Below are 14,775 nucleotides of genomic sequence, written 5' to 3'. Positions count from 1 at the left end.
CTCTGCACCGCAGCGATGCGGCGCCGACACCGTTCAGGAGATCAGCGATGACTGAGAGCACCCGACCCGAGAGCTCGAACCCCGGCGGCAACCAGCCCCACCAGATCGGCGATTGGGCCGATCTCGGCCAAGAGATGTGGTCCTATCTCACCGGCCGGGGCGCCGCGGTGAACTACACGCTCCAGGACATGACCGTGGAGGTCCCCCGCGACATCGGACCGGACGCGCCGCGGGCGGTCTGGAAGTTCGATGGCACGCTGCGGGTGACCACCAGTGACGACGCCAGCTGAACGTGATCGGCTGCGGTGGAGACCGGAGGAGCCATGCGCCTAGACATCGACCTCGCCTTCAGCGTCAGCCAGGTCGAGCCGGACGGGACCCCGTCTGAACCGATCAACGCGACCATCACCGCGGCGGGCCGGCACATCGAGGTCCGCACCGAGGACTCCTCGCTGCTCGACGGGATGCCGCGCTCGATCACCCGCGCGGCCGACGCCTTCGCCACCCAGTTGGCGGCGCAGGATCTGACGCTCACCGTGATCGGTCCGTCGGGAGAGATCGTCTCACTGGGTGCGGTGAAGACCACCGTGCTGAGCCGAGCGCTGACTCGGTCGAAGCACATTCGGCTGGGTTCGCTGAAGTCGCTGCCACGCTTCGCGGGCAGCGGTTCATCGGACGCCAAGGGGTCCGGGTCGCTGATCCCTCCGGAGACGCCGTGGCCCCCGGCCCCGACGTTCAACCGGAAGATCCGACGTCGGGTCACCACCACCCATGCTCCGCGCGGTGCCGGTCGCCCGCGGCTGGTGATGAGCCGCACCGATCAGCCCGGTGCCGGCCCGCTGGAGTTCAACCTGGTGGCTGATCGCACGCTGATCGGCAGTGACGAGTCCTCCGATCTGCTGCTCGCGGGTCTGGAGCCGCTGCACGCGGAGATCCTCCACGACGAGTTCGATGAATTCGTGATCGTCCGTCACGGGTCCATCGGTGGCAGCCGCAGTGCCGAGCCCGGGGCGCCGGTCACGCTGCGCACCGGATCCCGGATCGACCTCGGGGTCTGGCGGCTGGTGTTCCTGCGCGCGGAGTATGCCGATCACGGCAGACCCTATGGGGGACGCCAGGGCGGGGAGTACTCATATCAGAAGCCGCAGTACGATCCGTATCGGCAGCGAAGCTGATCCGTCGGCGGCAGCCACCGCGCGCTGAAGGATCAGGGACAGGCTCGGTCGGGTCTGGCCCTGATCCTGTTGCGCGGCCTAGCCGCCCAGATGTTCCAGCAGCTCGGCCTCGGCGGCATCGAGGTAGCGCAGCAGGTGAATCTCCGCCGCGTGCCGGTCCCCCAGCGCGAGCAGTCGAGCCAGCTCCCGGTTCCGGTCGATATAGGCGTGATGGAAGCTGGGCTGCTCGGACTTGGCATAGAACGCCAGACGCATCCGCGCCAACACCTGTTCCATGAGCGCGTCGATCATTGCGCTGCGCACCTGCGCGGCGAGGGTCCGATGGAAGACCTGATTCGCCTGGGCCATCGCGGGGATGTCCCCGCGCTCCCGCGCCAGCTCCGCGGCGGAGACGATCCGGTGCAGGTGCTCGAGCTCCTCGGCAGGAAATGCTGCGGTGCGCACCGCGCCGACCTCCAGCACCCGGCGCACCCGGTAGACCTCGGCGATGTCTTCCGCGGTGGGCTGGTGCACAAAGACTCCGCGGTTGGGATGCCGCTCCACGAGCCCCTCTGAGGCCAGGATCTGGAATCCGCTGCGCAGCGTGTGTCGCGAGATGTCGAGCTGGCGGGTCAGTTCGACCTCGGGGAGCTTGGTGCCTGGCCTGATGGTTCCAGCGGAGATCGCCCCGCGCAGCAGCTCCGCGACGCGTTCCGGGACCTGGGCATGCTCGCTGAGGCCCTTGGGGGATAAGGAGCTCCACATCACGTCGGTCATGACATCAATCTAGCCGACATCGCAAAACTGCACCTCAACCTGGCATCACGCGAGTCATTCGATGGTGCCCAGTGCCTGCCCGGCTCGCAGCGCCGCACCGGGGGCCAGGTCCTCACGCCGGAAGCGGCCGCCGCGCGGCGCGGCCACGGTGGACTCCATCTTCATCGCCTCCACCACCGCGACCGGGTCCCCTGCGGAGACCTCGGCACCGTCCTCCACTGCGAAGTTGACCAGGCTGCCGGCCAGCTTCGTCACCACGGCGCCGGGGGCGGCCTCGGCCGCAGCGTCGTCGGCGGCGTCATCGCTGGCGTCGTGGCCGGTCCCGGCACCTGAGCCGTTGCCGAGCAGGTTCAGCAGGGCGGCGGGCAGTCCCAGGCTCACCGCGCGGCCGTCGATCTCCACGGTGGTGCGGCGCATCCGCTGCTCCCGGTGGCGCAGCGCGGCGGCGAGGTGCTCGGAGTCGACCATGGACTCCCCGTAGGCTTCCTCGAACTCGGTCTCGATCCAGCGGGTGTGGACCCGGAAGCTGTCCGCCCCGTCGGCGGCGAGGAAGTCCCCGGCCTCGAGCACCTGCCGGTGGAAGGGCAGCACGGTGGGCAGACCCTCGATGCGCATCTCGGCCAGGGCCATCCGGGCCCGGCGCAGCGTGGTGTCCCGATCCGGTCCGGTGACCACGAGTTTGGCCAGCATCGAATCGAAGGCGCCGGAGATCTCATCCCCGCTGCGCACCCCGGTGTCGACCCGGATGCCGGGGCCGGTGGGCGGGGCGAAAAGCGTCACCGGGCCGGGGGTGGGCAGGAATCCTTGGGCCGGCTCCTCGGCGTTGAGCCGAAACTCGATAGAGTGCCCGCGCGGCTGCGGGTCTTGGGGGAGGCGCAGCGGCTGCCCTTCGGCGATGCGCAGCTGCTCGGCCACCAGGTCCACCCCGGAGGTCTCTTCGGTGACCGGGTGTTCCACCTGCAGCCGAGTATTGACCTCCAGGAAGCTCAGCAGGCCGGGCGTCTCGCCCTGGCCGGGGCTGAGCAGGTATTCCACGGTGCCGGCTCCGAGGTATCCGGCCTCGGCGCAGATCGCCCGGGCGGAGCGGTGGATGTCGGCGCGCTGGTCCTCGCTGAGGAACGGCGCGGGAGCCTCCTCCACGAGCTTCTGGTTCCTCCGCTGCAGCGAGCAGTCTCGGGTGCCGACGACGACGACGTTCCCCTGGGCGTCCGCGAGGACCTGGGCCTCCACGTGCCGGGGCCGGTCCAGGAACCGTTCCACGAAGCATTCTCCGCGGCCGAAGGCGGATTCGGCCTCGCGCACGGCCGAGGCGAAGGCCTCATCGATCTCGGACTCTTCGCGCACGATGCGCATGCCGCGGCCCCCGCCGCCATGGGCGGCCTTGATCGCCACCGGCAGTCCGTGCTCGGCCACGAACTCGCGGATCTCCTCGCCGCCGGAGACCGGGCCGTCGGTGCCCGGGACCAGCGGGGCGCCGACCTTGACCGCCAGCGCCCGGGCGGTGACCTTGTTCCCGAGGGCTTCGATGGTCTCAGGCTTCGGGCCGATCCAGGTCAGTCCGGCGGCGATCACGGCGCGGGCGAAGTCGGCGTTCTCCGAGAGGAAGCCGTAGCCGGGATGGATCGCGTCGGCGTCGAGCTCGCGGGCGGCGGCGAGGAGCTTCTGCTGGTCCAGGTAGGTCTGCGCCGGGGTGGTGCCATGCAGCGCCACCGCCGCGTCGGCCAGCTGGACGTGCAGCGAGTCGGCGTCCTGGTCGGCGTAGACCGCCGCGGCGCTGTAGCCGGATTCGCGGGCGCTGCGGATGATGCGGACGGCGATCTCGCCACGGTTGGCGATCAGGATGCGCTTCATGATGAGGGCTTCTTTTCTGCGTCAGGGGTCGCGGTGGTCTGGGGCAGCGGGGTCAGCATGTCGGGGTCCACAGGGACCAGGGTGACCTGGTCTCCGGGGGCGAGCTGGGCGGCACGCGGGAGGTCTTCGTCGATGACGACGCCGATCACGGGGTATCCCCCGGTCACCGGGTGATCGTTGAGGAAGAGCACCGGCGTGCCGGCAGGCGGCATCTGCAGCGAACCGCGGACCACACCCTCACTGGGAAGCTCCCCCTCCTTGATCCGCCGCAGCGGACGCGGGGAGTTCGGTGCGGGAGTCTCCGGCTCGGGGACCTCGAGCCGGATCCCGATCCGGTTCGAGGACTGGGACACCGCCCAGGGCTGGGCCGCCAGCCGAGCGGCCTCCTCGGGGCTGAACCAGTCGGCCCGCGGACCGTAGGTGAAGCGCAGCGCGGTCGGCAGCTCAGGGGTGGGCGACTCAGCCGCGGATCGGTCAGACCCGGGTTCGGCGACGGCGCCGGTGGCGACCCCGGCGGTGTGCAGCCGGTCTCCGGCCGCGAGCGGAGCCGGGCCCAGCCCGGACATGGTGTCGGCGGAGACGCTGCCGAGCACCGGCGTGGCGGCGATGCCCCCGCGCAGCCCGATCACGCTGCGCAGTCCCCGTTCGGGTGCGCCGAGGCTCAGGGTCTCCCCCGCGGCAAGGGCGAAGGGGGTGCGCAGCGGGGCGCGCCGGCTGGAGCCCTCGGGGGCGGTGATTCTCAGCGGCGCCTGTGCCCCGGCGACCGCGAGCACCACGGTGGCTTCGGCGTGCAGGCTCAGGCCGCCGTGCAGCGCTTCGAGCACTGCGGCCTGTGGGGGGTTGCCGAGAAGTCGGTTCACCTCTCGGGCGGCGGCCTCATCGGCGACGCCGGCGCGGGAGACACCGAGGTCACTGAGTCCGCTGCGGCCGAGGTCCTGGATCAGGGTCTGCAGACCCGAGTCCAGCACGGTGAGCGCGAGGCCCCCGCGGCCGTGGGAGTCCTCGGTCGCGGTGTCCGCGGTCGCAACGTCCTGCGGGTTCTGTGGGTTCTGCGGGTCCTGCGGGTCCTGCGGGTCCTGCGGGTTCGCAGCGTCCTGCGGGTCCTGCGGATCCTGCGAGTTCGAGGGTGCACCGCACGCGGTGAAATCAGTGGTCACCGCGCGGGCCGCGACGGGCTTGTACCGCACCGAGTCCCCCGGGCGGACCAGCGCCGGGGACTCGCCGTGGGCTTCTCGGGAGAGGTCCCACATGGTGGCGGGGGTGTGACCGATCAGCTGCCAGCCGCCTGGCGAGACCCGCGGGTAGATCGCGGAGAACTCACCGGCCATCGCCACGGCACCCGCCGGCACCGTCGTGCGGGGGCTGCTGCGGCGCGGCACATCGAAGGGACCGGCAGGGCCGGGTCCAGCCTCACCGGAGTCGTCGCCGGAGGTGCGCTGAGCGGACTCCCCCGGGGCCGGAACGGGCACGCAGTAGGTGAACCCGGGGGCGAATCCGCCGAAGGCTCCGGTCCACGACGTGGAGCTGTGCCAGTCGATCAGCGCCTCGACGCTCATGTGAAGGTGGGAGGCCAGCTCCCGGAGGTCCTCGCCGTCGTAGATGACCTCCAGCTCCACGTGGCGAGAGTCTGCGGTCGAGAACTCCCCCAGCTCCAGGCTGGGCAGCCGGGTCCGGGCTTCGCGCAGGGCAGGGCGGGCCGTGAAGCGCAGCAAGATGGTGCGGGCCGCCGCTACGGCCTCCACCTGGCCGGGCAGCGGGTCTCGGCGCAGCTGCTGATGGCAGGTCAGCACCTGGTCCAGGGTCTCGAACTCCAGCAGCAGCGCGCGGGGGCCGGCCTCTCGGATGGCGCTGATCATGCGAAGCTGCGGATCTCGACTCCGGCACCCTCCAGGGCGCTGCGCACCGCCTGGGCCATCGCCACCGCACCGGGCGTATCGCCGTGGGTACAGATGGATTCTGCCTGGGTCTCGATCCGGGTACCGTCGCGGGCGATCAGCACCGACTCCTCGGCCAGGCGCAGCATGTTCTCGACGATCTGCTCGGTGTCATGCAGCACGGCGTCGGGCTCGCGCCGGGAGACCAGGGTGCCGTCCGGGTTATAGCTGCGATCGGCGAAGGCCTCGGATATCCCGCGCAGGCCGGCCTCGGCGGCGTAGTCCAGAGCGATCGATCCGGGCAGCAGCAGCACCGGGAGGTCGCGTCCGGTGCTCTCGCGGTAGGCCGCGATGGTGTCGATGACCGCGTGGGCATGCCCGGTGTGGGAGATCATCGCGTGATACAGCGCGCCGTGCGGCTTCACGTAGCGGATGTGGGACCCCAGCCCCAGCGCGATCCCTTCCAGGGCGCCGAGCTGATAGAGCACGTCGGCGGCGAGCTCATCGGGGGAACACTCCAGGTGACGGCGACCGAAGCCGGCGAGGTCGCGGTAGCCGATATGGGCTCCGATGACGACGTCGTTGGCGACTGCCTCGCTGGCGGTGGCCCGGATGGTCAGCGGGTCCCCCGCGTGGAAGCCGCAGGCGATGTTCGCGCTGGAGACGGTGCGCAGGATGGCGGCGTCGTCCCCGCTGGTCCAGTTGCCGAAGGACTCTCCGACGTCGCTGTTCAGGTCGATCTGTGCCACGTGAACCTCCTCGAGCCGATGTTGCCCACGTCTCAGTGTGAGCTGAGTCAAGAATGCCTGACTCGAGAGGATTGTTCAACAATCCGAGCAAGATCCATGGTCAACTTCCCTGCCCAGGCCAGCGCTCAGTCCTGGCGCGAGTGCCGTTCCAGGAACTCATAGACCTCGGTGGTGTCCACTCCGGGGAAGGCGCCCTGGGGCATGGCGGCGAGCAGGTGGCTGTTGGCGCGCGCCGCTGGCCAGGCCTGACCTTCCCAGCGGGCGGCCAGCGCCGCCGGGGGCTGACGACAGCAGGTCGGGTCATCGGGGCAGCGCGAGGAGGACCGTGACGTCGTGTCGGAGCCGCGGAACCATTTCACGTGCTCGAAGGGCACCCCGATGGAGAGCGAGTAGAGCCCGGAGGAATGCGCCTCGGTCCGTGCGGTGCACCAGAACGTGCCGACCGTGGTGTCGGTGTACTGGTGGAAGGACCGGAACTTGTCGTCGACCTCGAAGACCTGCCGCGAGGTCCATTGCCGGCAGATCGTCTGGCCCTCGATGGCCCCGGAATGATCCGCCGGGAAGTTCACGCCGTCGTTCTCGTAGGCCTTGTGCAGAATCCCGGACTCATGCACCTTCTGGAAGTGACAGGTGATGCCCAGATGCTCCGTGGCGAGATTGGTGAACCGATGGGCGGCCGACTCGTAGGAGACCGCAAAGGCGTCGCGCAGATCCTCGATCGCGATCTCCTTGCGCGCCTTGGACTCCTTCAGGAAGCGCACCGTGGTGGCCTGGGGCATCAGCAGGCTCGCGGCGAAGTAATTGGTATAGACCCGCTGCCGCAGGAACTCGGAATAGTCCTGGGGCTCGGTGTGGCCCAGCACCTGATGGCCCAGCGCCTGCAGCAGCACCGAGCGGGCGTCCCACTGCCGCGAGGTGCCCTGGGTCAGGTAGATGATCCGGTTCTTCTGATCCGTGACCGAGCGGGTGGATTCGGGCAGATTCTTCACGAAGCGCAGCGAGAACCCCAGGTGCGCGGCGATGTCGGCGGCCACATGGTGGGACAGCGGCCCTTCGCGGTGGTCCACCGCGTCCAGCAGTCCTTGCGCGGCCGCCTCGATCTCGGGGTAGTAGTTGTTCTTGGCGCGCATCTCCTCGCGCAGCTCGGTATTGGCCCGCCGCGCCTCCTCCGGAGTGGCGGCCTGCTCCTCCAGCTGACGGCGCAGCTCTCGCTGCAGAGCGACCAGTGATTCCAGCACGTCCATGGGCAGCCGGTTGCTGATCCGCACCGCAGGCAGGTTCAGGGCGGCGTAGAGCGGTCCCCGCTGAGCCTTCTCCAGCTCGATCTCCAGGGCTGCGCGCTTCGAGGGCGGCTCAGCGCCGAAGAGGTCATCGAAGCTGACCTCCAGCGCCTTGGCCAGCTGCTGCAGCTGGGAGAGCTTGGGCTCGCGGCGACCGTTCTCCAGCAGTGAGAGCTGGCTGGGCGCGGTGCCCAGCGCCTCGGCGAGCGCGTCAAGGGTCATTCCAGCCTGTTTGCGCAGGTGGCGCACCCGTCGACCGAGCGCGATCAGGTCGAATCCTTCATCCTGGGAGTCCCCCGAGGCGCGCTCGATGGAGCGCAGCTGGGTGCGGTGGGACGCTTCCCTCGCCGTCGAGGTTTCTCGGACTGTCCGCATACCTATGGAGCATACCGCCCGAAGTCACATGGCCGGTGATGCGCACCACTGCTCACAGTCCGCGAGTAACGTGGAATACACCGCCGCATTCGACATGGCGAAATCGCACGTTAACAGGTTGTAAACAGGTTATATGCGGCTCCTGGTAAGGTCGAAGACCACCACTTCAACGGGAGAGAATCTTGAATTCCAGCACCACCGAGCCCGTGGTCCGAGCGCGGAATGTGTACAAAGCCTTCGGCAAACGCCCCGATGAGATCGTGCGGCGCATCAAGGATGGCGCCGATCGTGAGGACGTCAAGGACCTGGGCACCGCTGCGGTCATCGACGCGAGCTTTGACGTCCAGCCCGGCGAGGTCTTCGTGGTGATGGGCCTCTCCGGCTCAGGAAAGTCCACGCTGATCCGCATGGTCAACGGCCTGCTGCCAGCGACCGCAGGGAGCATCGAGGTCGGCGGTGAAGACATCGCCCGCCTCTCGGCCAACGAGCTGCGCCGGGTGCGCCGCGAGAAGGTCTCCATGGTGTTCCAGCACTTCGCGCTGCTCCCCCACCGCACGGTCGGGCAGAACGCCGCCTACGCACTGGAGGTCCAGGGCCTCAACCGATCGGATCGGGAGCGCAAGGCCGAAGAGGCCCTGCAGATGGTCGGCCTCGACGGCTGGGGCGGATCCATGCCGGACGAGCTCTCCGGAGGCATGCGCCAACGAGTCGGCCTGGCCCGCGCCCTGGCGGCCGGCACCGACGTGATGCTCATGGACGAGGCCTTCAGCGCACTGGATCCCCTGATCAGGCGGGAGATGCAGGACCAGCTCGTGGAACTCCAGGAGCAGCTGGGCAAGACCATCCTGTTCATCACCCATGACCTCAACGAGGCCATGCGGCTCGGCGACCGGATCGCAATGATGCGCGACGGCCGCACGGTTCAGATCGGCACCTCGGAGCAGATCCTCAATGACCCGGCCAACGATTACGTGGCCCAGTTCGTCCAGGACGTGGACCGCACCCGGGTCCTCACCGCAGGGGCCATCATGGAGCCTCCCGTGGCGGTGCTCGGCACGGAACAGGGTCCCCGCACCGCGCACAAGCTGATGCGCGAGCATCAGACCAGCGTTTTGGCCGTCGTGGACCGTGGAAAGAAGCTGCATGGCTTCGTCCACGAGGCGGCGGTCGCGGCAGCCGTGTCGCAGGGCGCGAACACTCTCGAGGGACTCTTGCAGCCGGCACCCTCGGTGCACGCGGAGACTCCGCTGGCCGAGCTGATGACCCAGGCCGCGCAGAGCGAAGCAGGGCTGGCAGTGATCGATGATGCCGGCCGGTTAGAAGGGATCATCGCCCGCGTGACCCTGCTCAATGCCCTGGCGGAGCCGAAATACACCGGCCACGACGCCTCAGAGGAGGTGGGCACCCGATGATCACCACTGCTCAAGAGACTGAAGGAGCCGGGGTCCCCCGGTTGAACGTCGGCGAATGGATCGAGACCGGCTTCGGCTGGGTCAACGACAACCTCGGTGCCCTGTTCGACCTGATCAGAACCGTCGTCTCAACTCTGACCAGCGGCCTGGACGACCTGCTCAACACTCCGGACGCGCTCCTGCTCGCTGTGGCGTTCTCTCTCCTGGGGTGGCTGGTCAAGGACTGGAAGCTGGGTCTCCTCTCGATCGTGATGCTGGTCTTTGTGATCAGCATCGATCAGTGGGAGAACGCCATGACCACGCTGGCCCTGGTGGCCGTAGCGGCCGGCATCGCCCTGGTGATCGCGATCCCGCTCGGAATCTGGGCTGCCCGGTCAGACCGGGTCAGCGGGGCGATCAGGCCGGTGATGGACCTGATGCAGACCATGCCGGCCTTCGTCTGGCTGGTTCCCGTGGTGACGCTGTTCAGCATCGGTGTCACCAGCGGTGTCGTCGCGACCATCATCTTCGCGCTTCCACCCGGGGTGCGGTTCACCGAGCTGGGCATCCGCGGAGTCGACCCCGAAGTGGTGGAGGCAGGCCACGCCTTCGGCAGCACCCCCGGGCAGATCTTGCTGCGCATCCAGCTTCCGCTGGCACTGAAGACCATCATGGCCGGGGTCAATCAGGTCATCATGCTGGCGCTGTCCATGGCCGTCATCGCTGGCCTCGTCGGCGCCGGGGGCCTCGGCGGGGAGGTCATGCGAGCCATCGGCAGCCTGGACATCGGCCTGGCGTTCGAGGCCGGGCTCGCCGTCGTCGTCCTGGCCATCTATCTGGACCGCGTCACCTCCGCCATCGGTCACGGCGGCATGGCCGTGGGACGGATGTCGAAGCTGCTGCGTCGGGGCCGTCCTCGACGAAGCCCTGAGCCCGCCGCCACGAAGGCCGCCTGATCCGGCCTCGCTCGCCGCGCGAAGCCACACCCGAGACCACAGACCAGACACCGCACCCGCACCCAACAGAATGAGGCACATCATGAGTACACGAACTGGCACAGCATCGAAGTTCATCGGCCTGACCGCCGCGGCGGCTCTCGCGCTGACCGCCTGCGGCGGAGGGGACGACGCCGCAGAGAACGGGGACGAGGCCGAGGCCTCCGGCACCGTCACCCTGGGCATCATTCCCAGCTGGACCGATGGTCTGAGCATGGCCTACCTCTGGCAGGGCATCCTCGAGGACGAAGGCTACGAGGTCGAGATCGAAGAGATCAACGATGCCGCCCCGCTCTACACAGGTGTGGCGCAGGGCGACCTCGACGTGTATCCCTCCGCATGGCCGGAGGTCACCCACGCCGAGTACATGGACGAATACGGTGACGACCTCGAGGATCTCGGCGCGTACTACGAGGGTGCTGTGCTGACCCTGGCGGTCCCCGAATACACCGAGATCGACTCGATCGCTGAGCTTCCTGACAATGTCGAGGACTTCAACGGTCAGGTCATCGGCATCGAGCCGGGCTCCGGTCATATGGGCGTGACCGCCAATGACGTGTTCCCTGCCTATGAGTTGGATGCAGACTTCGAGCTCGTCGAATCCTCCACCGCGGCGATGCTGACCGAGCTGGGCTCAGCCATCGACGACGAGGAGGACATCGTGGTGACCCTGTGGCGTCCGTTCTACGCCTACGGCGACTTCGACCTGAAGGATCTCGAGGACCCGGAAGGCGCGCTGGGCGAGCCCGAGACGCTGAACTTCATCGCCAACTCCGAGTTCTCCGAGGAGTTCCCCGAGGTGGCCGAGTGGATGGGCAACTTCACGCTCTCCGATGAGGAATACGCGGAGCTCGAGGACATGATGGTCAACGAGTACGCGGACAACGAAGAAGAGGCCGCTCAGGTCTGGATGGAAGAGAACGCCGAGCTGATCGACTCGCTCAAGGAGTGATCTGCGGACGTTGATCAGCGACTGCTGATCAGGGCCCGATGACAAAGACCCCCGGCCCCACGGCGAGTCATGGACTCGATCGTGGGACCGGGGGTCTCTGTCTGTCTTGCGGAGGCCAGCCGCGGTTCAGCGGGCCCGCTTCTGCAGCAGGACCGCACCGCCGGCGTCGTCCTGCTCGGCGCTGAACGTGATGGCCCGGATGGTGCCGGCCGGGAGTCCGACCAGCTCTTCAGCCCGGGTGAACATCTCCTGCCAGATCTCCAGCTCCTCTTCACCCTCGATGCCGAGCAGCGAGATGAACGGAGCCCTGCCCTCCGAGACCAGGCGGCGCGCCCGACGCTGGATATGCAGCGCGAAGTCGACCAGCCCTGCCGAAAGCGGCTGCCCGTTCGAGAAGATCCGGTCCTCGGACCGGGTCAGTCGCCGGGGAGTCGCAAAGGCGGCGGGAGGTTCCACCAGGTACCGCTCGACCAGCGCCTTCCAGGAGGCCTCGGCCTCCTCCGCACTTCCGCGCCGCCCCGTCGGGCTCGGCGCGAAGTTCCGCTGCGGCTGGAGCTCCGGCGCCTGAAGTTCGGCGATACGTGTGCCGAATTCGCGGTGCAGGGTGCTCAGGAAGGTCAGCGCATCCGCGGTGAACACCTCGTTCTGCCGCGGTGCCCGCGGTGCCGTGAGGGTGATCCCGTTGATCGTGATGCCGCTGCTCACACTGGCCTCGGTCGGATCGGTGACGCTTTCATTCCGGGGTTCGGTGCTGGAGTGCAAGGATGTGCTGGTCTGGGCGTTCATGGCTGACTCCTTTGTCAATGCCGGTGGATCAGTGGAATTGTCCTGCTTCGGTGGAACCCTTATAGGCCACCGTCGAGGACTCGGGGTTCAACGTGGTCGAGATGGCATCGAAGTATCCGGTGCCGACCTCGCGCTGGTGCTTGGTGGCCGTGTAGCCGTCTGCTTCGGCTGCGAACTCCTTCTCCTGCAGCTCCACATAGGCCTTCATCTGGTTGTCCTTATAGCCGCGCGCCAGCTCGAACATCGAGTAGTTCAGCGCGTGGAAGCCGGCCAGGGTGATGAACTGGAAGGTGAAGCCCATGGCGCCCAGCTCGCGCTGGAACTTCGCGATGGTCTCGTCGTCGAGGTGCTTCTTCCAGTTGAACGAGGGCGAGCAGTTATAGGCCAGCATCTGGTCCGGGAAGTCGGCCTTGACCGCCTCGGCGAACTGCTTGGCGTACTCCAGGTCCGGGGTGCCGGTCTCCATCCAGATCAGGTCCGCGTAGGGTGCATAGGCCTTCGCCCGGGAGATGCAGGGCTCGATGCCGTTGCGCACCTTGTAGAAGCCCTCGGCGGTGCGCTCCCCGGTGATGAAGGCCTGGTCGCGCTCGTCCACGTCGGAGGTGATCAGCGTGGCAGCCTCGGCATCGGTGCGGGCGATGACCACGCTGGGGGTGTTGTGCACATCGGCGGCCAGGCGGGCTGACTGCAGCGTGCGCACGTGCTGGCCGGTGGGGATCAGCACCTTGCCGCCGAGGTGTCCACACTTCTTCTCCGAGGCGAGCTGATCTTCCCAGTGCACACCGGCCGCGCCGGAGGCGATCATGGACTTCATCAGCTCGTAGGCGTTCAGCGGTCCGCCGAACCCGGCCTCGGCGTCGGCGATGATCGGGACCATGTAGTCCTCCACCGTGCGGGTGCCCTCGAGGTAGTCGATCTGATCCGCGCGCAGCAGAGCGTTGTTGATCCGGCGCACCACGGAAGGCACCGAGTTCGCCGGGTAGAGCGACTGGTCCGGGTATGTGTGGCCCGAGAGGTTGGCGTCGCCGGCGACCTGCCAGCCGGAGAGGTAGATGGCGCGCAGCCCGGCCTTGACCTGCTGGACCGCCATGTTGCCGGTCAGCGCGCCCAGGGAGTTGGTGTACTTGCCCTCGGCGTGCTCTGCGGTGAGCTGGCTCCAGAGCTTCTCGGAGCCGCGCTTGGCCAGCGTGTGCTCCTCCTGGACGTTGCCCTGCAGCTTGATGACCTCGGCTGCGGAGTAGTCGCGGGTGGTGTGTTCCCAGCGGGGGTTGGTGTCCCAGTCCTGCTGCAGCGCGTCGACCTTCTGCTGGAAGACCTCTTTGGTCTCGGGGCTGAGCGTGCCCTCGGGCTGCGAGGTCTGCGATGTCTCGGACTGCGGAGTAAGTGTGTCGGTCATCTGAATCTCCTTTGAATCGTGGACCGTTTTTCGGGGACAACCCCAGTTCACGCCCTGCGCAACCCAAGCGCCAGGGTTTTCCCATCAAAGATCCGCACTTCTTTGCGCAATCGAAGAAACGTCGAAAGATGTGATGGATCCGGATCTTCTACACTGTGTAGAAGAGACAGGACGCACCACCCCCGCCACCCGAGAAGGAGCACCATGACCAACCCCGCAACACCGAGGAACTCCACGAGATCGACGACGACGGCCCCCGCCGCTCCGGCGAGCCCGATGCCGCGTCTGACCCTGATCGTCGGCGGCCTGCTGGTGGTGATCGGCGTCGCCGGCTACGTGGCCACCGGCTTCGCCAGCGTGACCGCGCTGATCCCCTCAGTGGTCGGTGTGCTGCTGCTGATCAGCGGCGGCATCGCGCTGAAGAACCGCAAGCTCGGCGTCCATATCGCCCTGGTGGTCGCGCTGCTCGGCGCCTTCGGGATGATCATGCCGCTGATGAGCCTGCCCGAGCTCTTCACCGGCGAGTCCGAGAACCCGGGAGCCGTGATCTCCTCGCTGGTCACCGTGATCGTGCTCGTGGTCTACATCGTCCTGGGCGTGCGCAGCTTCATCGCCGCCCGGCGCTGGAAGAACGCGCACTGAACTGAACGGGGCTGAGCCGGCTCAGTCCGCAGAGCAGCGCAGGAGGCCGGGGACCAGATCGAGGTCCTCGGCCTCTTCTATGTCCTGGACCTCGAACTCGGAGCCCAGAATCAGGTCCACGCGGAAGTCGCCGCGGTCATCGACGTCCACCATGCTGCCGGGGATGTGCTGCTGCAGGGTGTAGGCCTGCCGCAGGCCGCGGTCCCCCACCCGGATGATCCCGGCGAAGCCCGTGTCGGCGAAGTAGTCGTTGTCGACGTCGGCCACCCGGAAGCCGCGAAGGCTGAGCTCATCGGCCACCTGGTGGGCCAGCCCGGGCGCGTTGGTGGTGTTGAACACCGAGATCCGGACCCGTTCGGGCACCACCGGCTGCTGGGTGCCGGAGGGGCACTGGTCTGCCGCGGGGATCGAGCCGCGGCCGAAGATGCTCACCGGCAGCGTTCCATTGATCATGAGCCAACTGGTCCCGCTGATCAGCCCGATCACGGCGAAGGTGCCCAACCAGATCAGCAGGCGCTGGGTGCGCGTGCTCGCGGGCCGGTGATCCATGGGA

Annotated in this window: 14 protein-coding genes; 6 read left to right on the top strand and 8 right to left on the bottom strand. The window is 67.9% G+C overall.

Annotated features, from left to right (window positions below):
• Positions 1-47 precede the first annotated feature (47 nt).
• Together EV640_RS11505 and EV640_RS13895 are read left to right on the top strand one after the other, a co-directional pair.
• Positions 48-290, top strand: a complete 243-nt coding sequence (locus EV640_RS11505; RefSeq protein WP_036473329.1) for a hypothetical protein — start codon at positions 48-50, stop codon at positions 288-290.
• A gap of 33 nt (positions 291-323) precedes the next feature.
• A complete protein-coding gene (locus EV640_RS13895; RefSeq protein WP_036473327.1) occupies positions 324-1,175 on the top strand; it encodes an FHA domain-containing protein in 852 nt (283 codons plus the stop codon).
• Between the two features lie 78 nt (positions 1,176-1,253).
• On the opposite strand, the gene EV640_RS11495 is transcribed toward EV640_RS13895, so the two are convergent.
• The 5 genes from EV640_RS11495 to EV640_RS11475 all read right to left on the bottom strand — a co-directional run bounded on the left by EV640_RS11495 (position 1,254) and on the right by EV640_RS11475 (position 8,060).
• Entirely contained in the window at positions 1,254-1,931 is a 678-nt protein-coding gene (locus EV640_RS11495; protein ID WP_036473325.1) for a GntR family transcriptional regulator, read from the bottom strand.
• A 54-nt stretch (positions 1,932-1,985) separates the two neighbouring features.
• Positions 1,986-3,782: an acetyl/propionyl/methylcrotonyl-CoA carboxylase subunit alpha gene (locus tag EV640_RS11490; RefSeq protein WP_133726486.1), complete on the bottom strand. Its 1,797-nt coding sequence runs from the start codon at positions 3,780-3,782 to the stop codon at positions 1,986-1,988.
• Positions 3,779-5,638 (bottom strand): 5-oxoprolinase subunit B/C family protein, encoded by a 1,860-nt coding sequence (locus tag EV640_RS11485; protein WP_133726485.1) that lies wholly within the window; start codon positions 5,636-5,638, stop codon positions 3,779-3,781. The genes EV640_RS11490 and EV640_RS11485 overlap by 4 nt, the downstream gene beginning before the upstream one ends.
• Positions 5,635-6,405 carry a LamB/YcsF family protein gene (locus EV640_RS11480; RefSeq protein ID WP_036473323.1) on the bottom strand — a complete coding sequence of 257 codons (771 nt, stop codon included), beginning with the start codon at positions 6,403-6,405 and terminating at the stop codon, positions 5,635-5,637. The genes EV640_RS11485 and EV640_RS11480 overlap by 4 nt, the downstream gene beginning before the upstream one ends.
• A 125-nt stretch (positions 6,406-6,530) precedes the next feature.
• Positions 6,531-8,060: a helix-turn-helix domain-containing protein gene (locus EV640_RS11475; protein WP_133726484.1), complete on the bottom strand. Its 1,530-nt coding sequence runs from the start codon at positions 8,058-8,060 to the stop codon at positions 6,531-6,533.
• A 182-nt stretch (positions 8,061-8,242) separates the two neighbouring features.
• Here EV640_RS11475 and EV640_RS11470 point away from each other — a divergent pair, with 182 nt between their 5' ends.
• From EV640_RS11470 to EV640_RS11460, 3 genes are all read left to right on the top strand, one after another.
• On the top strand, positions 8,243-9,472 hold the full coding sequence (locus EV640_RS11470) for a quaternary amine ABC transporter ATP-binding protein (protein WP_243832309.1): 1,230 nt from the start codon (positions 8,243-8,245) through the stop codon (positions 9,470-9,472).
• Entirely contained in the window at positions 9,469-10,407 is a 939-nt protein-coding gene (locus EV640_RS11465; RefSeq protein WP_036473322.1) for an ABC transporter permease, read from the top strand. Before EV640_RS11470 ends, EV640_RS11465 begins: the two co-directional genes overlap by 4 nt.
• A gap of 82 nt (positions 10,408-10,489) precedes the next feature.
• Positions 10,490-11,398 carry a glycine betaine ABC transporter substrate-binding protein gene (locus tag EV640_RS11460; protein ID WP_036473321.1) on the top strand — a complete coding sequence of 303 codons (909 nt, stop codon included), beginning with the start codon at positions 10,490-10,492 and terminating at the stop codon, positions 11,396-11,398.
• A gap of 126 nt (positions 11,399-11,524) precedes the next feature.
• Here the strand turns inward: EV640_RS11460 and EV640_RS11455 are convergent, their stop codons facing one another.
• Together EV640_RS11455 and aceA are read right to left on the bottom strand one after the other, a co-directional pair.
• Complete coding sequence (locus EV640_RS11455; protein WP_036473320.1) at positions 11,525-12,184, bottom strand: aldolase/citrate lyase/malate synthase family protein; 660 nt, start codon at positions 12,182-12,184, stop codon at positions 11,525-11,527.
• 28 nt (positions 12,185-12,212) lie between these two features.
• Positions 12,213-13,580, bottom strand: coding sequence for an isocitrate lyase (aceA, locus tag EV640_RS11450; protein WP_036473319.1), 1,368 nt, complete (start codon positions 13,578-13,580; stop codon positions 12,213-12,215).
• A gap of 204 nt (positions 13,581-13,784) precedes the next feature.
• Here aceA and EV640_RS11445 point away from each other — a divergent pair, with 204 nt between their 5' ends.
• Positions 13,785-14,222 carry a hypothetical protein gene (locus tag EV640_RS11445; protein WP_243832308.1) on the top strand — a complete coding sequence of 146 codons (438 nt, stop codon included), beginning with the start codon at positions 13,785-13,787 and terminating at the stop codon, positions 14,220-14,222.
• A gap of 21 nt (positions 14,223-14,243) precedes the next feature.
• Here the strand turns inward: EV640_RS11445 and EV640_RS11440 are convergent, their stop codons facing one another.
• Positions 14,244-14,771, bottom strand: a complete 528-nt coding sequence (locus EV640_RS11440; RefSeq protein ID WP_133726483.1) for a LytR C-terminal domain-containing protein — start codon at positions 14,769-14,771, stop codon at positions 14,244-14,246.
• Between the last annotated feature and the right edge of the window lie 4 nt (positions 14,772-14,775).

The organism is Nesterenkonia aurantiaca (assembly GCF_004364585.1).
Classification (GTDB): domain Bacteria; phylum Actinomycetota; class Actinomycetes; order Actinomycetales; family Micrococcaceae; genus Nesterenkonia; species Nesterenkonia aurantiaca.
Note: the sequence above shows the minus strand (reverse complement) of the source record. Positions and strands in the feature narration are given on the sequence as shown.